The following is a 22,628-nucleotide window of genomic DNA, read 5'->3' as shown; positions in this document are numbered from 1 at the left end:
GCCTTGAGGTCGAGCGCCACGCTCTCCTTGCCGCGGTTCAGCCAGACGAAATAGGCCGACATGCCTTCGACGGCGGAATCGTAGTGACGTGCGGTTTCGCCTTCGGGACGCTCGATCTTCACCACCCGCGCGCCGGCATCGGCGAGGCGGACCGTGCACAAGGGGGCTGCGACCGCCTGCTCGATCGAAATGACAAGCAGGCCCTCCAACGGGCGGGCGGCGTCAGACATTGCGTTGCACCCCGGAACGGGCGAGGACTCCCGGCTTCAGCCGTTCGTTCTTGCCGTAGTCTTCGGCCGGGTGGAAGAACAGGCGCGGCGTATCGTCGATGTCGCCCAGTCTTTTGCGATAGGCCTCCAGATAGGCCTTGCGGCCATCGTCGCCGACACGGCCGGGCATATAGGCGACGAAGGGCGGCAGCACGTCGAAGCCGGCGTAGCGCAGCAGGCCGTTATGGATCGGCCACAGCACCGTGAGGATGTCGCCGTCGATGCCGTCGGGCGCGTAAGTATCGGCGGACGTGCCGGTAGTGGCGGAGACCATGGCGAGCTTCCCCTTGAACATGCCGGTGTCGTATTTGCGGCCCGGCAGATAGGCAAAGCCGCGCGCGAAGACACGGTCGGCCCAGCCCTTGATCATCGCGGGCATGCCGAACCACCAGACCGGGAACTGGAAGAGCAGGAAGTCCGCCTGTTTCAGTTTTTCGATCTCGGCATTGATGTCGGCGGAGAGCCGGCCTACTTCATAGGCGGCGGTCTGCTCGCGCTGCAGGCTGAAGAAATCTGGATCCTTGCGCTCGCCGGTCATGTCGCCCGGTCCGGCGACCGGGTTGAAGCCCATCGCATAGAGGTCGCTGACCACCACGCTGTGGCCAGCCTGTGTCAAAGTCTCGACGGCGAGGTCCTTCATGGCGCCGTTGAAGGACTTCGGTTCCGGATGCGCATAGATGATGAGGACGTTCACGGCGAGGACTCCTAGTAAGAACGCGGCAGTCCAAGGACGTGCTCGGACAGGAAGGACAGGATGAGGTTGGTCGAGATCGGCGCGACCTGATAAAGGCGCGTCTCGCGGAACTTGCGCTCGACGTCGTATTCCTCGGCGAAGCCGAACCCGCCATGCGTCTGGATGCAGACATTGGCAGCTTCGTTGGAAGCATCGGCGGCGAGCATCTTGGCCATGTTCGCCTCGGCGCCGGGATTCTTGCCAGCTTCGTAAAGGGCGAGCGCCTCGCGCACCATCAGTTCGGCCGCGCGCATGTTCGCGTAAGCCCTGGCGATCGGGAACTGGATGCCCTGGTTCATGCCGATCGCCCGGCCGAACACGTGGCGCTCCCTGGCGTAGGCGCTCGTCTTTTCGATGAACCACTTTGCATCGCCGACGCATTCGGATGCGATCAGGATACGTTCGGCATTCATGCCGGAAAGGATGTAGCGGAAGCCTTTCCCTTCCTCGCCGATCAGGTTTTCGGCGGGCACGCGCAAATCATCGAAGAAGACCTCGGTGGTCGCGTGGTTCATCATGGTGCGGATCGGCCGGATGGTGAGGCCGTTGCCCAGAGCTTCGCGCATGTCGACGATGATGACCGAAAGGCCGTCGGTCTTCCTCATGCCGTCCGCCAGCGGTGTGGTGCGGGCTAGGAGCAGCATCAGGTCCGAATGCTCGGCGCGGCTGGTCCAGATTTTCTGGCCCTTGACCACGAAATGGTCGCCATCGAGCCGTGCGGTGGTCTTGAGCGCGCCCGTGTCGGTGCCGCTGGTCGGCTCCGTGACGCCGAAGGCCTGAAGGCGCAGTTCCCCGCTGGCGATCTTCGGCAGGTAGCGCTGCTTCTGCGCCTCCGAGCCGTGGCGAAGCAGCGTGCCCATGGTGTACATCTGCGCATGGCAAGCGCCGCCGTTGCAGCCGGCGCGCTGAATTTCCTCCAGTACGGCGGCCGCCGCCGACAATGGCAGGCCGGAACCGCCATACTCCTCGGGGATCAGGATCGAGAGCCAGCCGGCCTCCGTCAGCGCTTCGACGAATTCGCGGGGATAGGCCATGTCCCTGTCGAGCGCGCGCCAATACTCGCCGGGAAAGCGAGAGCAGAGCTTGGCGACGGCGTCTCGAATGTCCTGATAATGTTCCATGAGGTTTGCTGGCCTTTCGTCTCGCTCCGGCGTCCATTATCACGCGGGCACACCTCGCCAGCAATGAAAGGCTGATGTGAGCAGCTATGCCGAAATTGAAATCTTCACGGCGCTGGACCGAGAAGCTGGCCGACCCACACGGCGCGCTCGACAAGATCGCGAGCCGTATCCTCTATCGCTTGGCCGGCGAAGCGCGCTAGGCGCGAGGCCGGACGGTCGGCCGGATAGGCAAGAATGAGGCGGCGCACGGGCACGGGATCAATCAGCGGCGCAGCAGTAAGCAGGCCGGCGGCGACGTCGGCATGGATGGGGGCGAGCGGCAGGATCGTCCAGCCATGGCCGTTGCGGACGAGGTCTTTCAGCACGGAATAGGTGTCGGCCTCGATGCCGACGTCGAGCGTTATGCCGGTTTCGGCAGCGCTGCGTTCGACAAGGATGCGGAGCCCATGTTTCACGCTGGGCAGCAGCAGCCGTTTTCCGGCGAGCGAGTTGAACGGCACCGCGCGAACCGTTGAGAAGCCGGCGCCGGGCGGTCCGATCAGGAAGAGGTTTTCCAGGAGCAACGGCCTTGTGCGCAGAGACCTTGCCATGCGCGGATCGTAGAGAACGGCGACGTCTATCTCGCCCCGATGCAGCCAGTCGAGCAAATAGCCGGTATAGGCGCTGACAAGCCTGAGCTTTGCCTTGGGATGGGCTTTGCCGAAAGCCGCCGCCAACGGAAGCGAGATGATGTCGGCGACCGTGGGCGGCAGACCGATGGCAATCTCCCCGGTCAGTGGAGCATCCGCCGGGGTGGCGGTGGCGCGGATCTCGTCGATCTCGGCCAGCACGCGAACGGCGTGAGCCAGCACGTCCTTGCCCTGTTCGGACAGCACCATGCCGCGTCCGTGGCGCAGGAACAGGGCAAAGCCGAGTTCTTCCTCCAGCATGCGCACCTGGCGGCTCAGCGCCGGCTGCGCGATGTGCAGCCGGTCGGCGGCCTTGCTGAGGCTGCCGAGCTCGGCGACATGGATCAGGGTGCGTAGCTGCGATAGTTCCATGAGCTATCAAATATCATTATATCTGGTCACGAGAAAGAGACGAAGATTGGATCGGAAAACCAAGATAGTCTTTCGGCAAATCCAATCTCGGGGGTCCAAGGTGACGGCGAGCTCGCAAGTGAAACACCAGGAACCCGCTGCTTCAGCGGTTCCTCCGGCGGCGTCTGAAACGCAGTGGCCGGATCAGGTCTATGACGCGCTCAAAGCCGCCGGCATCAGCCAGATGTCCTATGTGCCCGACGCTGGCCACACCACGCTGATCCGCCGCTTCAGCGCCGATCCCGAAGTCGTCACCAATGTGCTGACGACCGAGGAGGAGGGCATTGCGATCGCTGCCGGCTCCTGGCTGGGCGGCAAGCGCAGCGTCGTGCTCATGCAGTCGTCCGGTGTTGGCAACTGCATCAACATGCTGTCGCTTCCGGTGCAGGCGCGCTTTCCATTGCTGGTCCTGGTGACGATGCGGGGCGAGTGGGCGGAGTTCAATCCATGGCAGGTGCCGATGGGGCAGGCGACGGAGGCTTCATTGAAGGCGATCGGACTACGGGTCCTTCGCGCGGAAACCGGCGCTGATCTCGTCGACACCGTGGCGCAAGCGGCGGCGATGGCCTTCGATGCCGACCAGCAGATCGCCGTGCTGATCGGACAGCGCCTGCTTGGCAAGAAGAAGTGGTGAGCGACATGATGTTACCGACGATGGATCGCCGGGCGGCGGTGAAGAAGCTGCTCGACACTCGCGACGGCGCCCTGGTGGTAACGGGGCTCGGCTCGCCGAGCTACGACGTGCATGCCGCGGGCGACCGGGACGACAACTACTATCTCTGGGGCGCGATGGGCGGTGCGGCATTGGTCGGGCTTGGGCTCGCCCAAGCCCAGCCGCAGAGGCGTGTGATGGTGATCACCGGAGATGGCGAGCAGCTCATGGCGTTCGGGTCGCTGGCGACGATTTCGGTGGCGCGACCGCGGAACCTCGACCTGATCGTGCTCGACAACCAGCATTTCGGCGAGACCGGCATGCAGTCCAGCCATACGGGCCGAGGCATCGGCTTCGACAAGGTCGCCTCCGCCTGCGGTTTCGCGGAGGTCGCTGAACTGCGATCCTTGGAGGAGGTTGACGCGCTGTGCGAAAGGTTGCGCCGCCCTGCCGGAGGGCCTCGCTTGTTCGTGCTGAAGATCACCGCTGAGAACTTGCCGCGCTCGCTGCCGCCGCGAGACGCCGTCGCGGTCAAGAACCGCTTTCGCGCCCATCTGGGCTTTGCCACCTGTTGAGGGCCGACATGTCGCTGGTCAACTTCCAGAATACGGTCGGCGGTCGGCTGCAATCCAGCGCCGACACGTTCGAGAGTTATGATCCCTTCACCGGCAAGCCGTGGGCGCTGATACCGCGCGACGGCAACTCGGAAGTGGACGCGGCCGTGGCCTCCGCCAAGGCGGCTTTCCGGTCGAAGGACTGGGCCGGCATCACGCCGACAGCGCGCGGCAAGCTCCTCGTACGGCTTTCTGAACTGATCGCCGAGAATGCCGAGCGCATCGCCGCGATCGAGACCCGCGACAACGGCAAGCTGATCACCGAGATGACGGCGCAACTGCGCTACATCCCTGAATGGTTCCGCTATTTCGGCGGTCTTGCCGACAAGATCGAAGGGTCGGTGCTTCCGATCGACAAAGCCGGCATGTTCGCCTTCACCCGTCATGAGCCGCTCGGCGTCATCGCTGCGATCGTTCCCTGGAATTCGCCCCTGCTGCTCCTGACCTGGAAGCTCGCGCCGCTGCTGGCGGCCGGCAACACCGTTGTCATCAAGCCGTCGGAGCATGCCTCGGCATCGACACTGGAATTCGTGAAGCTGTTCGCACAGGCCGGCTTTCCGCCGGGCGTCGTCAACACGGTCACCGGCATGCCGCAGGAAGTCGGGGTGCCGCTGGTCTCCCATCCTGACGTCGCCAAGATCGCCTTCACGGGTGGCGAACCAGGCGGGCTTGCCGTATATCGCGCGGCAGCCGAAGGGTTGAAGGCGGTCACGCTGGAGCTTGGCGGCAAGTCGGCCAACATCGTCTTCGACGACGCCAATCTGGAAAGCGCCGTCAACGGCGCGATCTCCGGCATTTTCGCGGCCAGCGGCCAGACCTGCATCGCCGGCTCGCGACTGCTTGTCCAGCGCAAGATCCACGATCGCTTCGTCGAGGACGTCATCACGCTCGCCGCCAGCGCCCGAATGGGCAACCCGGCACTGCCCGAGACCCAGGTCGGGCCGATCACCACGCAAGCCCAGCGCGAGAAGGTGCTTTCCTATCTCGGCATCGCGCGGCGCGAGGGCGCGCTGTGCGTTCTGGGCGGCGGAAAGCCCGCGTCGGACAAACTGGCGCACGGGTGGTTCGTCGAGCCCACCATCTTCACCGGCGTCAACAATTCAATGCGCATCGCGCGCGAAGAGGTGTTCGGGCCGATCCTTTCGGTCATTCCTTTCGATGACGAGGAAGAGGCTTTCGCCATCGCCAACGACAGTCCCTACGGCTTGGCGGCTGGATTGTGGACGAGCGACATGGGCAGGGCGCTGCGCGGCGCGGCGGCCATGGAAGCGGGCATGGTTTGGATCAATTCATACCGCGCGGTCTCCTACATGGCGCCTTTTGGGGGCTACAAGAGAAGTGGCATAGGCCGCGAGAGTGGGCAGGAGGCGATCAACGCCTATCTGCAGACCAAGACTGTGTGGATAGATACCGCCGGCAAGACCGCCAATCCCTTTGTGATCCGCTAAATAGGCAAGGGGAGCGCGTTACCCGAATCCGAGACAAGGCCCTGCGCATCGTTCTCCAAAGGATGGCCTGCTCACAAATGACGAAGGAACCGAGCATGAGACAAGCTGGCAAGGTAGCGGTTGTCACCGGAGCGGCACGCGGCATCGGGCGCGCATGCGCCGAGCGCTTCCTGGCCGAAGGCGCTAAGGTCGTGCTCGGCGATATCGACGCCGATGAATTGAAGAAATGCGCTGCCGAAATCGGCACGCCAGCGAACGTGGTGGCCGTGGTCACGGACGTCAGCAGGAAGGATCAGGTCGACGCGCTGGTCGCGGCGGCGATTGCCAGGTTCGGCCGTGTCGACATCATGGTCAACAATGCCGGCATCGCTCCGGTTCAGGACTTTCTCGACATCAGCGAAGCTGATTACGACCGTGTTCTTGCCGTGAACCTGAAGGGCGCGTTCATGGGCACGCAGGCAGCGGCCCGCCAGATGATCGCGCAAGGGCAGGGCGGCGTCATCATAAACATGTCGTCGATCAATTCGGGCCTCGCCAATCCGCGCGTCGCCACTTACGCGATATCCAAGGGCGGCATGAACCAGGTCACAGGCACCGCCGCCGTCGCCTTCGCGCCCTACGGCATCCGCGTCGTCGGGGTCGGTCCCGGCACCATCGCCACCGAGATGGTGATGGACGGCAACTTCATCGATTCCGAGGAAATGCGCCGCGCTATCCTTTCGCGCACGCCGCTCGGCCGGCTGGGCACCGCGGCGGAGATCGCATCCGTCGTGGCTTTCCTTGCCAGCGACGACGCGTCCTACATCACCGGCGAGACCATCTACCCAGATGGTGGGCGCCGCGTGTTGAACTACACCGTGCCGGTAAAGGAATGAGCAAATGGGGAGTGAGCAATTGGGTATCTTCGACAAGCTGCATCATGTCTGTATCGTCGTGCATGACATCGACAAGGCGCAGGCCTATTACGAATCCATCGGCATAGGTCCCTGGGAATCCTATCCGCCGCTGGCCGAGTATGAAGAACTCGAGGTCCCAAATCGCGAGGGCTTCATGGCGATGCGGTACCGCATCTGCAATCTGCCCAACATTCAGCTGCAACTCTGTCAGCCGAGCGAGCACCGTTCGCCGCAACGGATCCACCTGGAGACGAAGGGCGAAGGCGTCTTCCACCTTGGTTTTGAAGTGCCGGACGCCGATGCGGCGGAAAGCCAGGCGCGGCACGACGGCCTGCCGGTGAAAATGCGCGGACGACGACAGAACCGCACCGGCTTCACCTACTATGACACCGCCGACAAGGCCGGGGTCATCCTGCTGACGCGAGCCACCGGTCAGCCCGGGAAATGATTTCGGCAGGCACTGCAAGACGAGTCCAGGTCCTGCTGGACCGGGCGGATCAATCGCCGCGCAACTCCTGCAGCCTGTCGACCAGGAATTTGCCGCTGGTGATGATGTGCATTTCCAGCAGGCCGACGGCGCGCAGCGTGTCCTTGGCCTCACATAGCTCGATCAGCTGCCAGTGGTCTCGATCGGACTTCACCTGGATTTCGGTGAGCGAGACCATCATGCGGGTATAGCGCTCCAGCTGCTGGTAGATGCGCCCCACCAATTCGATCGTCGCCTTGCGGCCGGATGGCGCGTAGAGGGCGGCGTGGAAGTTCCAGTTCAGCTGGTTGGAGTATTCGCCGGTCGCGCCCTGCTCCTGATGCTGCTTGGCTCGTTCCTTGGCAAGCGCGAAGTCGGCATCGGTCATCCTTGGAATGGCAAGGGCCAGCAGCCAGGTCTCGATCCGGGCTCGTAGTTCATAAAGCTCAAGGATCTCGTCCAGCGAGATCGAGGAAACGACGGCGCCCTTGTGCGAGACGAGCGTGACGAAGCCTTCCGAATGAAGCTGATGCAGCGCCTCGCGCACCGGTATCCGGCTGACGCCGAACTCGGTCGCCAAATGCTCTTGCCTCAGCTGGGCGTTGGCCTCGTATTCGCCGACCAGGATCTTCTGCCTGATGGCGTCGGCGACCTGGGCCGAGATGGTTTTCTTCTGTACGAGCATGGATCAGCCTGGGGATGTCGCCTCTATTTCTGCTGGCGGCGGCATTTTGATTGAAGAAACGGACGCATAGCACCGCTTGCTGGTTGTTGTCACTCCGATGCCGTTGCCCCGGAACCTGCCTCAGTAGACATGTTCCTCAATAGGCTGGTTGCCGGCAATACGCTCGTAGCGGAAGGCCGAGAGATCAATGGAGCGATATTCGCCATAGGCGATGAGGTCGCTCACGCCCGAACCAGTGGCGGCGGCGTGCATCATACCGTGACCGCTGAAGCCGGTTGCCAGAACGAAATTGGAGACTTCCGGGTGACGACCTATGATGCCGCTGTGGTCGAAGGTGTTGTATTCATAGAGGCCTGCCCAGGCGCGCAACATGCGCAATTGTTCGAAGCCGGGCACGCGATGCGCCAGTGCCGGCCAGATCAGCTCGTCGAACAGGTTGTAATCGACATCCAGGCCAAAATCGTCCGGATCATTCTCGCGCACGGGTGGAATACCGCACAGGAAGAGCTGCCCTTCCGGCCGCAGCCAGAGGCCGCTGGTGTCGAAGACGAAAGGACAATTCTCGATCCGCGCCGGGCTTTCGAAGACGAAGACGCAACGCTTGCTCGGTACGACCGGCAGGTCGGTGCCGGCCATCCGCGCTATGCCCGCGCTCCACGGTCCGGCCGCGTTGATCACCGTGCCGGCGGAAAGCCGCCTGCCATTGTCCAGCACCACTTCGCCGACCTTGCCGCGGGACGCCATGTCCAGTCCAGTCACGGTCGCGGCAAGATAGTCGACCTTCTGGGCGCGCGCCTTGCGGCGGAACGCCTGCATCAGGCCCGGTCCGTCGAACCAGCCTTCACAGCCTCGACCGAATGAACCAAGCGCCAGGTCGTCCGTGTTGAGCCAGGGAAAGCGCCGTGCCAGATCGGCCTGCTCGATCAGCTCGATATCGACGCCCACGTCGCGCTGAACGCGGTTCTTGACGCGCTGTGCCTCTGCCCGCTCCGGCGTCGCCAGTACAAGATAGCCGGGCTGGTGAAGTCCGATGTCGGCCGGCTCGTCATCGACCGCAAGCCGGGTGCCCACCTCGCGCAGGAAGTCGAGGCTGAACTTCGACATGGCAATGTTCGGCGGGGTGCCGAACTGCTGGCGTATGGCGCTGGTCGACAACGAAGAAGACGAGGCGGTGTAATGGGGGTCCCGCTCAACGACCGCGATGCTGCCATCGAAATCCGGATTGGCGGAGAGGAAATAGGCGATCGAGCTGCCGACGACGCCTCCGCCGACGATCACCACATCATAGTTTGCGCTCATTCCAGTCGTGGTCCCTATCTCAAATTTCAGGCATCGGAGCTGAGATTGGATACTTTTCTCTGCAAGAGGATGCCCGGAAACAGACATACCCCAGCCTTCTTGCAAGAAAAAGGGGTTTGACGCGAAAATCAGAATACATTATCCAATTTATGCATCCGCTGCGGGCTGAGCCGCGCAGGCATCCCCAGGAGTGTTCCGTGGGCCTCATCGCTCCCCGTCTCGACGTCATCAAGCCAAGTCCAAGCATGGCGGTCACCGCTCGCGCGATCGAAATGCGCGCGGCCGGAATAGACGTCATCAGCCTGAGCGCCGGCGAGCCGGATTTTCCGACACCCTCGCATGTCGTCGAGGCAGCCTACGAGGCGATGCGCAGGGGAGAGACACGCTATACGGCCGTGGATGGAACGGCGGCGCTGAAGAAAGCGGTGGCCAGCAAGTTCAGGCGCGAGAACGGCCTCGACTACAGGCCGTCGGAGATCAGCGTCGCCGGCGGCGCCAAGCAGATCATCTACAACGCCCTACTGGCGACGCTCGCACCTGACGACGAGGTGATCGTTCCCGCGCCCTATTGGGTTTCCTACACCGACATCGTGCTGCTGGGCGAAGGCAAGCCCGTGGTCGTTCCCTGCGGCGAGGAGCTTGGCTTCAAGCTCTCGCCGCAGGCCCTGCGGGCAGCCATCACCGGGCGCACGAAATGGCTGCTCATCAACACCCCGTCCAACCCGACAGGCGCCGTCTACAGCCGCGACGAGCTTGCCGCGCTCGCCGCTGTGCTGCTCGATCATCCGCATGTTCATATCCTGACCGACGACATCTACGAGCACATCCTGTTCGACGGTCGTGCCTTCGATACGATCGCCGGTGTCGAGCCGCGACTGAAGGATCGCACGCTGACGGTCAACGGCGTGTCGAAGGCCTACGCCATGACAGGCTGGCGGATCGGCTATGCCGGTGGACCGGAACCGCTGATCCGCGCCATGGCGACGGTGCAGAGCCAGAGCACGTCAAACCCGTCATCCATCTCGCAGGCCGCGACCATAGCCGCGCTTGACGGCCCGCAGGATTTCTTGGCGCCGCGAGCGCTCGCGTTCCAGGCCAGACGCGATCGAGCACTGGAACTGCTGCGGGCAATTCCTGGCCTTACCTGCCAGACACCTGAAGGGGCCTTTTATCTCTATCCCAACTGCTCGGCCCTGATCGGCCGCCGGCTTCCGGACGGCTCCGTTGTCGGCAGCGACGACGATCTTTCGCTGTACCTGCTCGATCAGGCGCGGGTCGCGGTGGTGCAAGGCTCGGCCTACGGCATGTCGCCGCATTTCCGCATCTCCATAGCCACGTCGATGGACCTGATCGAGAAAGCGATCGGGCGCATCGCCGAGGCGGTCGAAGCTCTGCGGTAGCGCGGCTATGGACCTGAACTTCGTCCGCGAGCTGATTGAAACCGTAGCGCGCTCGCCTATCGGCGAGTTGAAGATCGAACGCGGCGGACTCCGTGTCCGTATTGTCAGGCAGACTTCGCCAAACCCGACCACGTCGCAGCCGCTACCGCTGGGGCAACCTGCGTCGGCTTGCGGCGCGGCCGTCCCTGAGGGTTCGGGCCCGACTGTTGCCGCCAGCGCGCGGCATTCGATCCGCGCACCGCTCACCGGCGTGTTCTACCGCTCCGCCGGCGAAAACGAGCCCCCGCTCGTCTCGGTGGGGGACGTCGTCGAGGAAGGGCAGAAGATCGGCGTCCTCGAAGCCATGAAGACCTTCAACGTCGTGGAGTCCGATCGCGCCGGCAGGATTGTCGAGATCGCGTTCGAGGACCACGCCGCCGTGCAGTCCGGAGACGTGCTGTTTGTCCTGGAAGAGATCGGCTGAGCGCCATGTTCGACACTGTCCTTATCGCCAACCGGGGTGAAATCGCGCTTCGCATCCTGCGCGCCTGTCGCGATCTCGGCCTCAAGACAGTGGCGGCCTATTCGGAAGCCGATGCAAGCCTGCGCCATGTGGCGCTGGCGGACACGGCGATCTGCATCGGGCCGGCGGCTTCCGCCGACAGCTATCTCAATGTCCCGGAAATCATTGCCGCCGCGCAACTCACCGGCGCGGGCGCGGTCCATCCCGGCTACGGGTTCCTGTCGGAGAATGCGGCCTTCGCCGAGGCCATTGAAAATGCCGGTCTTGTCTTCATCGGGCCGTCCGCATCGGCGATCCGCACCATGGGCGACAAGGTCGCTGCCAAGCGGGAGATGATCGCCGCCGGCGTGCCCTGCGTTCCGGGCTCGGAAGGCGCGTTGCCGCAGGATGAGCAAGTGGTGCGGGCCATCGCCGAAACCATAGGTTATCCGGTCATCGTCAAGGCGGCTGGCGGCGGCGGCGGGCGCGGCATGCGCATCGTGCGCGAGGAAGGCGCGCTGATGGAGGCGGTGGCGCTGGCACGCGAGGAAGCCGGACGGGCCTTCGGCAACCCGCAGGTCTATCTGGAAAAATTCCTCGAACATCCGCGCCATGTCGAGATCCAGATCCTGGCCGACCGGCACGGCAGGGCCGTCTGGCTGGGAGAGCGGGACTGTTCCATGCAGCGCCGCCACCAGAAGATCATCGAGGAAGCGCCGGCGCCCGGCATCGCCCGCGAGGCGATCGCCGCGATCGGCGATCTTTGCGCCCGCGCTTGCGTTGAGATTGGCTACACGGGAGCGGGCACGTTCGAGTTCCTCTATGAGGACGGGCGCTTCTATTTCATCGAGATGAATACCCGTGTGCAGGTGGAGCATCCCGTTACCGAACTTGTCACCGGCATCGACATCGTGCGCGAGCAGATCAGGATCGCCCAGGGTGAGCCTCTGTCCTTCAAGCAACAGGATGTACTCATCCAAGGCCACGCCGTCGAATGCCGCATCAACGCCGAGGACCCTTACAGCTTTCGGCCGCATCCGGGGCGGGTGGAGCGCTGGACGCCGCCGGGCGGCCCGGGGATCCGGGTCGAGTCGCATCTCTACTCCGGCTACACAGTGCCGCCGCACTATGATTCCCTCGTGGCCAAGCTGCTCGCGCATGGCGCCACCCGGGCCGATGCGATCCGCAGGATGAAGGGTGCGCTTGCCGAGATGGAGGCAGTCGGCATTGCCACCAACGCGCCGCTGCACGGCATCTTGATGGAGGAGCCAGGCTTCGCGGCCGGTGGCTTCGACATCCATCATCTGGAGCGCCTGACCGAAGGCGGCCTTCTCGACGGGCGGGTAGAGCGATGACGGCCGAGGAAATCGAGAGGCTTGCCACATGGTGCGCGGCGGCGGGCATCAGTGAGATCGAATTGGCGGAGGCCGGCTTTTCACTTTGTCTGCGCGTCCAGCCAGCCGGTACCGAGCCTCGCGCGGCAGCGGCCGAAGCGCCAAAGGCCGAGCCGGCCCTCAAAACTGTTCGCGCGCCAGGCGTCGGGGTGTTCCGTCTCGTTCATCCGACGACCGGCCATCCGGTAATCGAACGCGGCCAGCCGGTCCGGAAGGGCGAGATCGCCGGTGTCCTGCAGGTCGGCCCATACCTCAAGGGTGTGGTCGCACCGGAGGACGGCACACTGGGCGTCGCTCTGGCGGAGGACGGTGCGGTCGTCGGCTACGGAACCCCGCTCTACGAATTGCTGTGATTATGAATTCCGAGGAAACCGCCATGACGGACAGCGGACTTGAAGTCGATATCAATTCGGACATGGGCGAAGGCTTTGGCGCGTACAGGCTGGGCGACGACGCAGCAATCCTCGACATCGTGAGCTCGGCCAATGTCGCCTGCGGCTTCCACGCCGGCGACCCGGAGATCATGGCGGCCACTTTTTCCATGGCGCGGGCCAAGGGCGTCGCTGTCGGCGCGCATCCGAGCTTCGCCGATCTGTGGGGATTCGGCCGGCGTGTCATTCCGCATTCGGCGGATGAAATCGAAAAGCTTGTCGCATACCAGATCGGCGCGGCGCAGGCGCTTTCCGCCTATGCCGGGCACCCGATCCGCTATGTGAAGGCGCATGGCGCGCTGGGCAACCTGACCCAGACCGATCGCGCTGTCGCCGAAGCCGTCACGCGCGCCGTCAAGGCTGTCGATCCCAGCCTGACCTGCCTGGCGATTGCGCTCGGCTTCCAGGACAGGATCGCACGTGAGGCCGGCCTGACGGTCAAGTCGGAGATCTTTGCCGACCGCGCGTATACGGAAGAGGGGTTCCTGGTCTCGCGGAAGCTGGATGGCGCCGTCATCCACGACGCCGGGGAGGCAGCCGCGCGGGTCGTGCGCATGGTCAGGCAGGGCGCGATCGAGACGATTTCCGGTCAATTGCTGAAGACGCCGATCGACTCGATCTGCGTCCATAGCGATACGCCGGCGGCCGTTGCCATCGCCGCGCGCGTGCGGGCAGCGCTGGAGGACAACGGCGTAAGCGTCAAGGCATTCGCCGCAACGGGCTGAAGTTCGGACGCGGCCGAACGCACAGCTTACAGCCCGCGCCAGGCGTTCAGACGGCGCCGAGTCCCCGTTCGAGGAAACGATCGAGCTGCTCCACTTCCTGAGGCGTGAGGCTGATGCCGTCGCGCTCCGATTTCTCGCGGGCGGAAAATCGCCTCTGCGAGGGTAGGCGCGCGCCCTGGCCAAGGATCGCCTCGAACAGCGCTTCGGCGCGGGAGAACGGGCTGCCGGGGCGACCGGCGGCGAAGGCTTCCGGCGACAGAGCAATGACCAGTTCGCCATGCCTCGGAAATAGCGTCGTCGTGCCGAGCAGATCGAGGGCTTCGTAGCTCGTCAGGTCGCCAAGCATTGCCCCGGCGAGCAGCTCGATCATGGTGCCGATGGCCGAGCCCTTGTGGCCGCCGAAGGAAAGCATGGCGCCGGCAAGCGCTGCCTCCGGATCAGTCGTCGGCTTGCCGTCAGCGTCGATCGCCCAGCCTTCCGGCAATTGTTTTCCTGCGCGGCGATGGAGCTCGATTTCCCCGCGCGCCGCGACTGAAGTCGCGAAGTCGAAGACGTAGGGCGGATGCCCCTGGCGCGGCCAGCCGAAGGCGAAGGGATTGGTGCCCAGCAAGGGTCGTGAGCCTCCGGTCGGCGCGACCGTTGCGTAGCTTGGGCACATGGCCAGGCCGGCAAGACCGGCATCGGCCAGCGCTTCGACCTCGACCCAGAGAGCCGAAAAATGAACGGCATTGTTGATTGCCAGCGCCGCGATGCCGGTTTTGCGCGCCCGCTCGATTAGGACGGGCAGGCCAAGTTCGAAGGCGGGATTGGCGAAGCCGCCTTTCGCGTCCACCTTGACGATTGCCGGCGCGTCGGGCGGCAGCAATTCGGGCACCGCCTTTGGCTCCACCTTTCCGGCCTTGAACGTCCGCAACGCGCCTTCGATGCGATAGATGCCGTGCGACTTGCAGGCGTCGCGTTCGCCGGCGACGATGGCGCGCGCGATGGCGCCGGCCTGGGTGGGGTTCAGCCCGGCCCTGCTGAAAATCGCCTCGACGCGCTCATGCAGGGCTTCGGTGGTGAGGGCGTTGATGCTGCTCATTTTGGCCTTCGGGATTTGCCTGCGGAGCAAAGCGCCCGCAGGTCAGGAAAATTGCAGCTCGGTCGCGAAGGCTCTCAGATCCTGCGCGAGCAGGCCGGGTTGCTCGAAGGCTGCAAAATGCCCACCACTTGGCATTGTTGTCCACCGGCGCACGTTGCGAAAAACGCGTTCGACCCAGCTTCTTGGCGGCATCGGCAGCTCCTTCGGAAACAGCGCCACCGCGAGCGGAGCCCCGATCTCAGCGCCGGGCGGGAATGCCAACGGTCGAGCGCGGGTCTCCCAATAGAGACGCAAGGACGAGGCGACTGTTCGCGTGAACCAGTAGAGCGAGATGTTGGCGAGGACTTCGTCGCGAGAGAATGCGGCATTGTCCAGTTTGCCGCCGCAGTCGCTCCAGTCACGGAACTTTTCGATCATCCATGCCGCCAGTCCGACGGGCGAATCGGTGAGCCCGTAGCCAAGGGTCTGAGGGCGTGTTCCTTGAACGTGGCTGTATGCGCCATGAAGGTCCGCCCACCGGGCTTTCTCCGCCAGGAATACGCGTTCTTCCGCAGTGAGGTCGCCACCGGGACCCGGGTCATGCGAGGGCGAATACGAGCCGGGGATGAAATTCAGATGCACTCCGGCGAGATTGCCGGGATGCGCGTGCGCAAGAATTGTCGACACGCTGGCGCCGAGGTCGCCACCCTGCGCCAAATAGCGCTCATAGCCCAGGCGGCGCATCAGCTCCGCCCAAAGGTCGGCGATGACAAACAGATTGAGACCGGCCTTGGTCGGCCGGCTCGAAAAGCCAAATCCGGGTAGTGATGGGATCACGACGTTGAATGCGTCCTGTGCTCTCCCGCCATTCGGAAGCGGATCGGACAGGAGCGGCAATAGCCTGATGAATTCGCAAAAGCTGCCCGGCCAGCCATGAGTCAGAATTACCGTTCTGGCGGTTGGAGCCGCGGCGCGAACATGGATGAAGTGAATGGTCTGGCCGCCGATGTCCGTCTGGTAGTGCGGGAGCAAGTTCCAGGCGGCTTCCTGCCTGCGCCAATCGAAGCGTGTGCGCCAGTGCTCGACAAATCGCCGCAACTCCTCGCGCTCGGTTCCCTGCGCCCAGCCAATGTCCAGCAATTGGTCCGGTTCGCGCCAGCTTGAAATGCGCTGCTTCAGGTCGTCGATTTCAGCTTGTGCAATCTGGATCGTGAAGGGGCGAATATCCGTCGACATTGTTCGCTCGCCGATATGGTTGAACCAGTCGATATCATTGCGGCTTTTGTGGTCGTTCTCGCTGTTATCCCGGTCGCAGCCGGCCGGCGCTGATGTTCCGCGCATCCGCAACCGCGTCAAGCTGGTCCCTGGCAGCACGCAGTCCTTCCGTTGCCGCTTCGACCGAGACTGGCACGAAACGCAGGCGCGCGCCGACCGGGGCCTGCGCGAGCCGCCAGAGATCAGCCTCGATCACAGTCGCGATCTTCGGGTAACCGCCACAGGTGTTGGCATCGGCGAGCTGGATGATCGGCTGGCCGGACGGCGGCACCTGGACGGTGCCCGGCACGATGCCATGCGAGAGCAACTCCAGCGGCGAGATGAGCGAAAGCTTTTGTCCGGACAGGCGACAGCCCATTCGGTTTGCGTCGCTGGTGATCGTCCATTCGCTGCCGGTGAAGGCTGCCTGCGCCTGCGCTGTGAAAGCGCCGAACTCGGCGGCGGGAAGCACTCTCAGTTCGATCGGAGAGGGATTGGCATTGCTCGTGGCTTGCCGTTCTTCCAGCGCCACGCCAAGGCCGGCTGGAGGAAGCGGGCACGCCGCGCTGTTGAGCCGGAGCCGGTCGCCACGCGCAAGGCCGCGCCCGGCCAAGCCGCCGAAGCCACCTTTCGCATCCGTCGCGCGCGAACCCATGACGAGTGGCAGGTCGAGTCCGCCGGCGAAGGCGACGTAGGAACGCGCGCCTGAGCGCGGCGCTTCGAGCACAAGCGTCTCGCCCGCGCGGATGGTGGTTGCCCACCAGGGTGGATACCGCTGATCAGCGATGCTGATCGGGCAATCGGCTCCTGTGATGGCCAGCGCTGTGTCGACATGTGTCTTGAGCCGGAAGGGATAGAGCGCAATCTCGAGCCCAGCGGCCGATCGATCATTGCCCAGCATGAGATTGGCGGCCGCGAGCGCCTGGCTGTCCATGGCGCCGCCATGGCTGATTCCGAGCGACAGATAGCCTGGACGGCCGAGGTCCTGGACTGTGTTCGGAAGACCGGTGGTGAGGATTTCGATCATGGCTCCATGCTCGCAATCTCGAACCGGATCTTGTCTCCGGGCCTGAGCAGGACCGGCGATTGCGCCTGGATATCGAAGAGCCTCACGTCGGTGTGGCCGATGATGTGCCAGCCCGACGGCGCGGTCATCGGCATGATTCCTGCCTGCGCGCCGCCGATGATGACGGCCCCCTCTGCCACTTTCAGGCGAGGGTTGTTGCGCCGTGGCCAGGTGAGCCGAGGGTCGAGACCGGACAAGTAGGGAAACCCCGGCATGGCCCCGATAGCGGCGACGGAGTAGGTCGCGGACACGTGACGATTGACCGTCTCTTCAAGGGACAATCCACAATGCGCGGCCCAGCCGGCAAGGTCTTCGCCGTGCGGGCCGCCATAGTTGACGGGAATCCTATGCAGGGTGCCCGGAACCGCTTGAGGATCGGTGACAGCCCAAAGCGATTGCAATTGCTTGCCGATATTCGATGCATCCGTGACGAGCGGGTCGAACACCACCAGCAGGTTGTTCATGCCGGGGACTATCTCGCGTACGCCGTCGAGGGCCCGTGCCGCTTCCGCCACGGCCCAGACCAGCTCCTGAGTGTGGTCGTCGAAGCTTGCCTGCGCACCGTCGAGAAGCAGCGCGCCCGATCCCGCAAGGCTGATACGCGGCGCTGGCGCAATGGCCATCAGTGTCAGTCCTTCACCGGCACGGTGTAGTTTAAGATAAGGCGTCCGCCATCAGGGTAGATGGTCTGGCCGACGATATAGGAGGCATCGTCGCTGGCCAGGAACGACGCGACGCTGGCGATCTCCGACGGCTCGCCGCAACGCCCGCTTGGCGTTCGCGACAGGATAGTCTGGCGCTGTTCTTCGCTGGCCATGACCGAGCTCTTGACCATGTCGGTCAGGATGGTTCCCGGGCCGATGGCGTTGACGCGGATGTTGTGCGGGATGAGGCCGACCGCCATCACCGCCGTCAGCTGCTTGATGCCGCCCTTGGACACCGCGTAGGCGACGGAGTTGGGAATGGCCAGGATGGCATTGATCGACGACATGTTGATGATCGAGCCGCCCCGCCCCTGAGCTATCATGGCCCGCGCCGCGGCCTGGCCGAGAAGGAACGGCGCCTTGAGATTGATGCGCTGAACCCAGTCGAAGGCCTCTTCGGGGAAGTCGACGAAATCATCGAGGTGGATCACACCGGCATTGTTGATCAAGACGTCGACACCGCCGAAGGCATCGGTTGCCTCGGCGATGATGCCGGCGGCCATGTCCGCCGTGCATGCGGAAAGATCCGCCTCGAGCCAGACGGCGCGCTCGCCGAGACGTTCCGCATGCGCGCGACCGCGGTCGGCCTTCACATCCACGAGCACGACATTGGCGCCGTCGGCATGAAAGCGCTCGGCGCAGGCCAGGCCCAAGCCTTGCGCCGCCCCGGTGATGATCACGACTTTGCCTCCATGCTTCACGACCGATTTCCCTTTTCGTGATTGCCATATTGTGGATATGTTATCCAATTTATCGTGAAGAGTGCACCCATGGCAAGTCCAGGCAGCAGGTCGAAAAGGACCGGCCTTGCCGGATATTTCGCGGGAAATGGCTTTTTCGGCGGGCCCTATGCAAGTCGGTTGACTTTCGCACTCAAATGATGATTGGATAATATATTCACAAAATTGAACTGCTGGAGGACGAGATGGCAGGTGGGCAGCGGGAAAGTGAACTGATCGACGCGTTCCGCGCCTTCGCCACGCCGTTGATCAGCGACAATCTCGCCCGCGTGCCTGGTGCCGTCGGATTACGTCCGTTCCACAAGATCAGCGGTGTCATGGCGGGGAGGGCGCTGACGGTGAGGACGCGCACCGGCGACAACCAGTTCATCCATCGCGCGCTCGACCTTGTGCAGCCGGGCGATGTCATTGTCGTCGATGGTGGCGGTTACGAAGGTCGAGCGCTCGTCGGCGAGATCATGACAAGCGTCGCGGCCTCCCGGGGAGCCGCGGGCATTGTCATCGACGGAGCCATCCGCGATGCCGGCGCCATCGGCCGCAACCCATTCCCGTGCTTCGCACGTTCGGCCATCCATCTCGGCCCCTACAAGGACGGCCCCGGAGCGATCAATGTAGCCGTCTCTGTGGGCGGAATGGTCGTTGGTCCAGGCGACATCGTCGTAGGCGACGAGGACGGGGTCGTGGCGTTTCCGCTGGACGGAGCCTTGGCGTTGCTGGCCGCGGTCAAGGCGCAGGAGGCTCGCGAAGCCGACATCATGCAGGCCATCAGGGAGAACCGGTACCAAGGCGCCTACGCCCAGGCTTCGGCCAGCAGCCATTGAACTGCGAAGCTCCACGCCAGGACCTCGACGGCTGGCTGGCCAACGGTCCCAAACATTGCCGCTCCGCCTCTGAGGGAGGAGCGCAACATGGCCGACCTGTCACGGCAGGCCGGCGACAATCAAGCAGAATGCATTCCGGCACGGCCCGGATGCGCCAACAGGGGAAAATGGAGAGAATGATGGTTGTTTCCTTCAAGAGGCTTGCCTGCGCCACCGCCCTTGCCGGGCTGGCCATGACCGCCGCCGCCAGCGCCGCCGACATCAAGATCGGCATCGTCGCGCCGATGACCGGCCAGTTGGCCAGCGAAGGACAGGACATGGAAAACGCGGTGAAGATGGCGATCGATGCAGCCAACGCCAAGGGCGGCGTCAATGGCGACAAGATCACCACGACCACCGCCGACGATGCCTGCGATCCACAGCAGGCCGTCACCGCGGGCAGCAAGCTGGTCTCGGAAGGCGTGACGGCTATCGTCGGCGGCTACTGTTCCGGCGCTGTCCTGCCGACATTGAAAATCTATGGCGACGCCGGCGTACCGTTCGTCATCATCGGCGCGAATTCGACGAAGCTGGTCGCAGCCAACCAGGGCAACGCCTTCCTCGCCAATTCGACCGGCGACATGCAGGCGACGACGGCCGTCGAGCTCTTCAAGAAGAACGGCTACAAGAAAATCGCCGTCATCGACGAAGGCGACGCCTACTCGTCCGACCTGGCGAAGCTCACCGCGGAAGCCTTCAAGAAGGCGGGCGGCGAGATCGCCGCCAAGGAAACCACCACTGCGGGCGAACAGGACTATTCGGCGGTCGTCACCAAGGTGAAATCAAGCGGCGCGGATGCCGTGTTCTGGACCGCCTACCATGCCGGCGGCGCACTGCTCACCAAGCAGCTCCGGCAGGCAGGCTTCCGGGGCGGCATCGTGCTTGGCGACGGCAACAATTCGCCGGAATACCTGGAGATCGCCGGCTCGGCCGGCGAGGGCGTGTTTCTCCTGTCCCCGCCGACCGTCGATCTCCTCTCCGGCGCGGCCGACTTCAAGGCCAAGTACAAGGAGGCCTACGGCCGCGACGCCGGCGCCTACGCGGCGCTTTCCCACGATGTCGGCGACCTGATCGTCGATGCCATCGCGCGGGCAAAGTCGACAGATCAGAAGGCAATCGTCGAGGCGCTCAAGGCAAGCGACTTCAAGGGTCTGGCCGGCGAAATCAAGTTCACCGACAAGAACACGCTGCAGACGTCGAACTTCCGTCCGGTCGTCGCCAAGGGCGGCAAGTGGGTCGCCGCCGAGTAACGGCAAAGGCTTGCTGATGCCGGGGCGGCCCTTGGGCCAGCCTCGGCATCGTTATCATTTTCGCCACTATGTCGGGCGGGTGTCGATGCCCGCCAAAGCTCGACTTTTTCAGTCCCTGCCCGGAGCATCAATGACGCTCGATCTTGTCATTCAGCAACTGGTGAACGGCCTCATCGTCGGGTCGTTCTACGCCCTGATCGCGCTCGGCTACAGCATGGTCTTCGGCGTCATCAAGCTCCTGAATTTCGCCCATGGCGATATCTACATGAGCGGCGCCTTCGTCGGCCTCATCGTGTTCTCCTTCGTCGGTGTGTGGGTCGGCAATGGCTGGCTTGGCGTCGTCTGCGCCCTGCTGGTTTCGATGCTCGCCGTTGGCCTGCTTGGCGTCGTCATCGAGCGTTTCGCATACCGGCCGATGCGCAACGCGCCGCGCCTGTCGATCCTGATCACCGCGCTCGGGGCCTCGATGGTGCTGAACGGCTCGGCGCTTGCGCTGACCGGCGGACGGCATTTCGCATTCAACACCGATCTCGGCTTTGCGGGCCTGGACGTCTCGGCTGTCCACATCACCTACACACAGATCGTGCTCGTCGCCGCCTCTATCCTGCTGATGGCCGGCATGCAGGCCTTTGTCTCGCGCACCATGTACGGCAAGGCAATGCGCGCCGTGTCGATCGACATGGGGGCAAGCCGCCTGATGGGCATCGATGTCGACCGTGTGATCGCGCTGACCTTCTTCATGGGATCGGCGCTCGCTGCAGGGGGCGGCGTCATGGCGGGCGCCTATTATGGCAGCGTCCATTTCTTCATGGGCTTCATCATGGGGCTCAAGGCCTTCACCGCCGCCGTCATCGGAGGCATCGGCAGCGTTCCCGGCGCCATGCTGGGCGGCTTGCTGCTCGGCCTTCTCGAGGCATATGGGTCGTCCTTGCCCTTCGTCGGATCGGAATGGCGCGACGTCTTCGTGTTCGGCGCACTGATCCTATTCCTGGTCTTCAAGCCGACAGGCCTTCTCGGGCGTTCGGTCGTGGAGCGGGTGTGATGAGCGACGAGGTAAGAACAATGGCCGCCACCGGGCAATCGCAATTGCCGCGCCGCTCTTTTCTGCTGCCGGGTGTCGCCGCGCTCGCTTGCGCATTGCTGCTCCCGCATTTCGCCAATGCCTATGTGATCGAGGTGGCAACCACGGCGCTGCTTTATGTCGTCCTGTGCCTCGGCCTCAACATCGTCGTCGGCTATGCCGGCCTGCTTGACCTCGGCTATGCGGCCTTCTTTGCCGTCGGCGCCTACACGACCGGCATCCTGACCTCTGAATTCGGCTTCAATTTCTGGCTCACGATCCCCGTTGCCATGGCGGCCGCCTGCCTGGCCGGCATCATCATCGGCGCGCCGACCTTGAGGCTGCGCAGCGACTATCTGGCGATCGTGACGCTGGGCTTCGGCGAGATCGTGCGCATCATCGCCCGCAACCTCGATATCACCGGCGGCGCCAGCGGTCTCGTCGGCATCGAGCGGCCCGAGATCCTGGGCTTCAAGCTGATGCAGGTGCAGCACTTCTACTATGCGTTCCTGGCGCTCGCGCTGCTTGCCATTTTCGTCTGCCTTAGCGTCGAGCGGTCGCGCATGGGGCGCGCCTGGTTCTACGTCCGCTATGACGAGGACGCCGCCGCCGGTATCGGCATAAACCGCGTCTCGGCCAAGCTGCAGGCCTATATGACGGGCGCCGTGATCGCGTCGGTGGCAGGCTGCCTCTACGCCGCCAAGATGACCGCCATTTCCCCCGAGAGCTTCACCTTCAACCAGTCGCTTCTGATCCTTCTGGGTGTGGTGCTCGGCGGCATGGGTCGCATTCCCGGTGTGGTCCTGGGCGCCATCCTCGTGGCGCTGCTGCCGGAAGTGCTGCGCGGAGCCGGCACCTATCGTCCACTGGTCACGGCTGTCGCGCTGCTCGCAATCATGCTCTTCAGGCCAAACGGCCTGTGGCCAGACAGGCGGGGTTGA

The 22,628-nt window shown here is 63.9% G+C and carries 25 protein-coding genes; 14 read left to right on the top strand and 11 right to left on the bottom strand.

Annotated features, from left to right (window positions below):
- From Q0L57_RS30980 to Q0L57_RS30965, 4 genes are all read right to left on the bottom strand, one after another.
- Positions 1-230, bottom strand: a 230-nt coding sequence (locus Q0L57_RS30980) for a CoA transferase (RefSeq protein WP_296746893.1), incomplete at its 3' end; no start/stop codon positions are given.
- Positions 223-963, bottom strand: a complete 741-nt coding sequence (locus tag Q0L57_RS30975) for an NAD(P)H-dependent oxidoreductase (RefSeq protein ID WP_296746892.1) — start codon at positions 961-963, stop codon at positions 223-225. The genes Q0L57_RS30975 and Q0L57_RS30980, both read right to left, overlap by 8 nt.
- 11 nt (positions 964-974) lie before the next feature.
- Positions 975-2,123, bottom strand: a complete 1,149-nt coding sequence (locus Q0L57_RS30970) for an acyl-CoA dehydrogenase family protein (protein WP_296746891.1) — start codon at positions 2,121-2,123, stop codon at positions 975-977.
- A 104-nt stretch (positions 2,124-2,227) separates the two neighbouring features.
- On the bottom strand, positions 2,228-3,163 hold the full coding sequence (locus Q0L57_RS30965; RefSeq protein ID WP_296746890.1) for a LysR substrate-binding domain-containing protein: 936 nt from the start codon (positions 3,161-3,163) through the stop codon (positions 2,228-2,230).
- A gap of 118 nt (positions 3,164-3,281) precedes the next feature.
- Between Q0L57_RS30965 and Q0L57_RS30960 the strand changes: the two genes are divergently transcribed.
- From Q0L57_RS30960 to Q0L57_RS30940, 5 genes are all read left to right on the top strand, one after another.
- A complete protein-coding gene (locus Q0L57_RS30960; protein ID WP_296746889.1) occupies positions 3,282-3,836 on the top strand; it encodes a thiamine pyrophosphate-binding protein in 555 nt (184 codons plus the stop codon).
- 5 nt (positions 3,837-3,841) lie between these two features.
- Positions 3,842-4,429: a thiamine pyrophosphate-dependent enzyme gene (locus tag Q0L57_RS30955; protein WP_296746888.1), complete on the top strand. Its 588-nt coding sequence runs from the start codon at positions 3,842-3,844 to the stop codon at positions 4,427-4,429.
- A gap of 8 nt (positions 4,430-4,437) precedes the next feature.
- Complete coding sequence (locus tag Q0L57_RS30950) at positions 4,438-5,916, top strand: aldehyde dehydrogenase (RefSeq protein WP_296746887.1); 1,479 nt, start codon at positions 4,438-4,440, stop codon at positions 5,914-5,916.
- A 95-nt stretch (positions 5,917-6,011) separates the two neighbouring features.
- Positions 6,012-6,791, top strand: coding sequence for an SDR family NAD(P)-dependent oxidoreductase (locus Q0L57_RS30945; RefSeq protein WP_296746886.1), 780 nt, complete (start codon positions 6,012-6,014; stop codon positions 6,789-6,791).
- A 4-nt stretch (positions 6,792-6,795) separates the two neighbouring features.
- Positions 6,796-7,260: a VOC family protein gene (locus tag Q0L57_RS30940; protein ID WP_296746885.1), complete on the top strand. Its 465-nt coding sequence runs from the start codon at positions 6,796-6,798 to the stop codon at positions 7,258-7,260.
- Positions 7,261-7,309: 49 nt separating this feature from the next.
- Here Q0L57_RS30940 and Q0L57_RS30935 read toward each other — a convergent pair whose 3' ends face one another.
- Positions 7,310-7,963, bottom strand: coding sequence for a GntR family transcriptional regulator (locus Q0L57_RS30935; RefSeq protein WP_296746884.1), 654 nt, complete (start codon positions 7,961-7,963; stop codon positions 7,310-7,312).
- A 120-nt stretch (positions 7,964-8,083) separates the two neighbouring features.
- Positions 8,084-9,262, bottom strand: coding sequence for an FAD-binding oxidoreductase (locus tag Q0L57_RS30930; RefSeq protein WP_296746883.1), 1,179 nt, complete (start codon positions 9,260-9,262; stop codon positions 8,084-8,086).
- Positions 9,263-9,459: 197 nt separating this feature from the next.
- On the opposite strand from Q0L57_RS30930, the gene Q0L57_RS30925 reads away from it, so the two are divergent.
- From Q0L57_RS30925 to Q0L57_RS30905, 5 genes are read left to right on the top strand one after another with little or no spacing between them, the layout of a single operon-like run.
- A complete protein-coding gene (locus Q0L57_RS30925; RefSeq protein WP_296746882.1) occupies positions 9,460-10,662 on the top strand; it encodes a pyridoxal phosphate-dependent aminotransferase in 1,203 nt (400 codons plus the stop codon).
- Positions 10,663-10,669: 7 nt separating this feature from the next.
- On the top strand, positions 10,670-11,125 hold the full coding sequence (locus Q0L57_RS30920; protein ID WP_296746881.1) for an acetyl-CoA carboxylase biotin carboxyl carrier protein subunit: 456 nt from the start codon (positions 10,670-10,672) through the stop codon (positions 11,123-11,125).
- Positions 11,126-11,130: 5 nt separating this feature from the next.
- Entirely contained in the window at positions 11,131-12,498 is a 1,368-nt protein-coding gene (gene accC, locus Q0L57_RS30915) for an acetyl-CoA carboxylase biotin carboxylase subunit (RefSeq protein ID WP_296746880.1), read from the top strand.
- Positions 12,495-12,890 carry a biotin attachment protein gene (locus Q0L57_RS30910; RefSeq protein WP_296746879.1) on the top strand — a complete coding sequence of 132 codons (396 nt, stop codon included), beginning with the start codon at positions 12,495-12,497 and terminating at the stop codon, positions 12,888-12,890. Before accC ends, Q0L57_RS30910 begins: the two co-directional genes overlap by 4 nt.
- A gap of 23 nt (positions 12,891-12,913) precedes the next feature.
- Positions 12,914-13,693, top strand: coding sequence for a 5-oxoprolinase subunit PxpA (locus Q0L57_RS30905; protein WP_296746878.1), 780 nt, complete (start codon positions 12,914-12,916; stop codon positions 13,691-13,693).
- A 46-nt stretch (positions 13,694-13,739) separates the two neighbouring features.
- Here the strand turns inward: Q0L57_RS30905 and Q0L57_RS30900 are convergent, their stop codons facing one another.
- Genes Q0L57_RS30900 through Q0L57_RS30880 form a run of 5 tightly spaced genes read right to left on the bottom strand, consistent with a single transcriptional unit; the run spans position 13,740 to position 18,478 of the window.
- Positions 13,740-14,774 (bottom strand): Ldh family oxidoreductase, encoded by a 1,035-nt coding sequence (locus tag Q0L57_RS30900; protein WP_296746877.1) that lies wholly within the window; start codon positions 14,772-14,774, stop codon positions 13,740-13,742.
- A 42-nt stretch (positions 14,775-14,816) separates the two neighbouring features.
- Positions 14,817-16,094 carry an epoxide hydrolase family protein gene (locus Q0L57_RS30895; protein WP_296746876.1) on the bottom strand — a complete coding sequence of 426 codons (1,278 nt, stop codon included), beginning with the start codon at positions 16,092-16,094 and terminating at the stop codon, positions 14,817-14,819.
- Entirely contained in the window at positions 16,054-17,034 is a 981-nt protein-coding gene (locus Q0L57_RS30890; RefSeq protein ID WP_296746875.1) for a biotin-dependent carboxyltransferase family protein, read from the bottom strand. Before Q0L57_RS30890 ends, Q0L57_RS30895 begins: the two co-directional genes overlap by 41 nt.
- Positions 17,031-17,696: a 5-oxoprolinase subunit PxpB gene (gene pxpB, locus Q0L57_RS30885; protein WP_296746874.1), complete on the bottom strand. Its 666-nt coding sequence runs from the start codon at positions 17,694-17,696 to the stop codon at positions 17,031-17,033. Before pxpB ends, Q0L57_RS30890 begins: the two co-directional genes overlap by 4 nt.
- Positions 17,697-17,701: 5 nt before the next feature.
- Positions 17,702-18,478, bottom strand: coding sequence for an SDR family NAD(P)-dependent oxidoreductase (locus tag Q0L57_RS30880; protein ID WP_296746873.1), 777 nt, complete (start codon positions 18,476-18,478; stop codon positions 17,702-17,704).
- Between the two features lie 224 nt (positions 18,479-18,702).
- Here Q0L57_RS30880 and Q0L57_RS30875 point away from each other — a divergent pair, with 224 nt between their 5' ends.
- From Q0L57_RS30875 to Q0L57_RS30860, 4 genes are all read left to right on the top strand, one after another.
- Positions 18,703-19,338 (top strand): RraA family protein, encoded by a 636-nt coding sequence (locus Q0L57_RS30875; RefSeq protein WP_296746872.1) that lies wholly within the window; start codon positions 18,703-18,705, stop codon positions 19,336-19,338.
- Between the two features lie 176 nt (positions 19,339-19,514).
- Positions 19,515-20,627: a branched-chain amino acid ABC transporter substrate-binding protein gene (locus Q0L57_RS30870; protein ID WP_296746871.1), complete on the top strand. Its 1,113-nt coding sequence runs from the start codon at positions 19,515-19,517 to the stop codon at positions 20,625-20,627.
- Positions 20,628-20,757: 130 nt separating this feature from the next.
- On the top strand, positions 20,758-21,669 hold the full coding sequence (locus Q0L57_RS30865; protein WP_040983766.1) for a branched-chain amino acid ABC transporter permease: 912 nt from the start codon (positions 20,758-20,760) through the stop codon (positions 21,667-21,669).
- Positions 21,669-22,628, top strand: a complete 960-nt coding sequence (locus Q0L57_RS30860) for a branched-chain amino acid ABC transporter permease (RefSeq protein ID WP_296746870.1) — start codon at positions 21,669-21,671, stop codon at positions 22,626-22,628. Before Q0L57_RS30865 ends, Q0L57_RS30860 begins: the two co-directional genes overlap by 1 nt.

The organism is Mesorhizobium sp. (assembly GCF_024509055.1).
GTDB lineage: Bacteria > Pseudomonadota > Alphaproteobacteria > Rhizobiales > Rhizobiaceae > Mesorhizobium.
Note: the sequence above shows the minus strand (reverse complement) of the source record. Positions and strands in the feature narration are given on the sequence as shown.

Bases quoted from the DNA above. Each gene is read 5' to 3' on its own strand.
- Q0L57_RS30970 (WP_296746891.1), bottom strand. From the start codon at position 2,123: ATGGAACATTATCAGGACATTCGAGACGCCGTCGCCAAGCTCTGCTCT.
- Q0L57_RS30965 (WP_296746890.1), bottom strand. From the start codon at position 3,163: ATGGAACTATCGCAGCTACGCACCCTGATCCATGTCGCCGAGCTCGGC.
- Q0L57_RS30955 (WP_296746888.1), top strand. From the start codon at position 3,842: ATGATGTTACCGACGATGGATCGCCGGGCGGCGGTGAAGAAGCTGCTC.
- Q0L57_RS30950 (WP_296746887.1), top strand. From the start codon at position 4,438: ATGTCGCTGGTCAACTTCCAGAATACGGTCGGCGGTCGGCTGCAATCC.
- Q0L57_RS30945 (WP_296746886.1), top strand. From the start codon at position 6,012: ATGAGACAAGCTGGCAAGGTAGCGGTTGTCACCGGAGCGGCACGCGGC.
- Q0L57_RS30940 (WP_296746885.1), top strand. From the start codon at position 6,796: ATGGGGAGTGAGCAATTGGGTATCTTCGACAAGCTGCATCATGTCTGT.
- Q0L57_RS30935 (WP_296746884.1), bottom strand. From the start codon at position 7,963: ATGCTCGTACAGAAGAAAACCATCTCGGCCCAGGTCGCCGACGCCATC.
- Q0L57_RS30930 (WP_296746883.1), bottom strand. From the start codon at position 9,262: ATGAGCGCAAACTATGATGTGGTGATCGTCGGCGGAGGCGTCGTCGGC.
- Q0L57_RS30920 (WP_296746881.1), top strand. From the start codon at position 10,670: ATGGACCTGAACTTCGTCCGCGAGCTGATTGAAACCGTAGCGCGCTCG.
- accC (WP_296746880.1), top strand. From the start codon at position 11,131: ATGTTCGACACTGTCCTTATCGCCAACCGGGGTGAAATCGCGCTTCGC.
- Q0L57_RS30910 (WP_296746879.1), top strand. From the start codon at position 12,495: ATGACGGCCGAGGAAATCGAGAGGCTTGCCACATGGTGCGCGGCGGCG.
- Q0L57_RS30905 (WP_296746878.1), top strand. From the start codon at position 12,914: ATGACGGACAGCGGACTTGAAGTCGATATCAATTCGGACATGGGCGAA.
- Q0L57_RS30900 (WP_296746877.1), bottom strand. From the start codon at position 14,774: ATGAGCAGCATCAACGCCCTCACCACCGAAGCCCTGCATGAGCGCGTC.
- Q0L57_RS30895 (WP_296746876.1), bottom strand. From the start codon at position 16,094: ATGCGCGGAACATCAGCGCCGGCCGGCTGCGACCGGGATAACAGCGAG.
- Q0L57_RS30890 (WP_296746875.1), bottom strand. From the start codon at position 17,034: ATGATCGAAATCCTCACCACCGGTCTTCCGAACACAGTCCAGGACCTC.
- pxpB (WP_296746874.1), bottom strand. From the start codon at position 17,696: ATGGCCATTGCGCCAGCGCCGCGTATCAGCCTTGCGGGATCGGGCGCG.
- Q0L57_RS30875 (WP_296746872.1), top strand. From the start codon at position 18,703: ATGGCAGGTGGGCAGCGGGAAAGTGAACTGATCGACGCGTTCCGCGCC.
- Q0L57_RS30870 (WP_296746871.1), top strand. From the start codon at position 19,515: ATGATGGTTGTTTCCTTCAAGAGGCTTGCCTGCGCCACCGCCCTTGCC.
- Q0L57_RS30865 (WP_040983766.1), top strand. From the start codon at position 20,758: ATGACGCTCGATCTTGTCATTCAGCAACTGGTGAACGGCCTCATCGTC.
- Q0L57_RS30860 (WP_296746870.1), top strand. From the start codon at position 21,669: ATGAGCGACGAGGTAAGAACAATGGCCGCCACCGGGCAATCGCAATTG.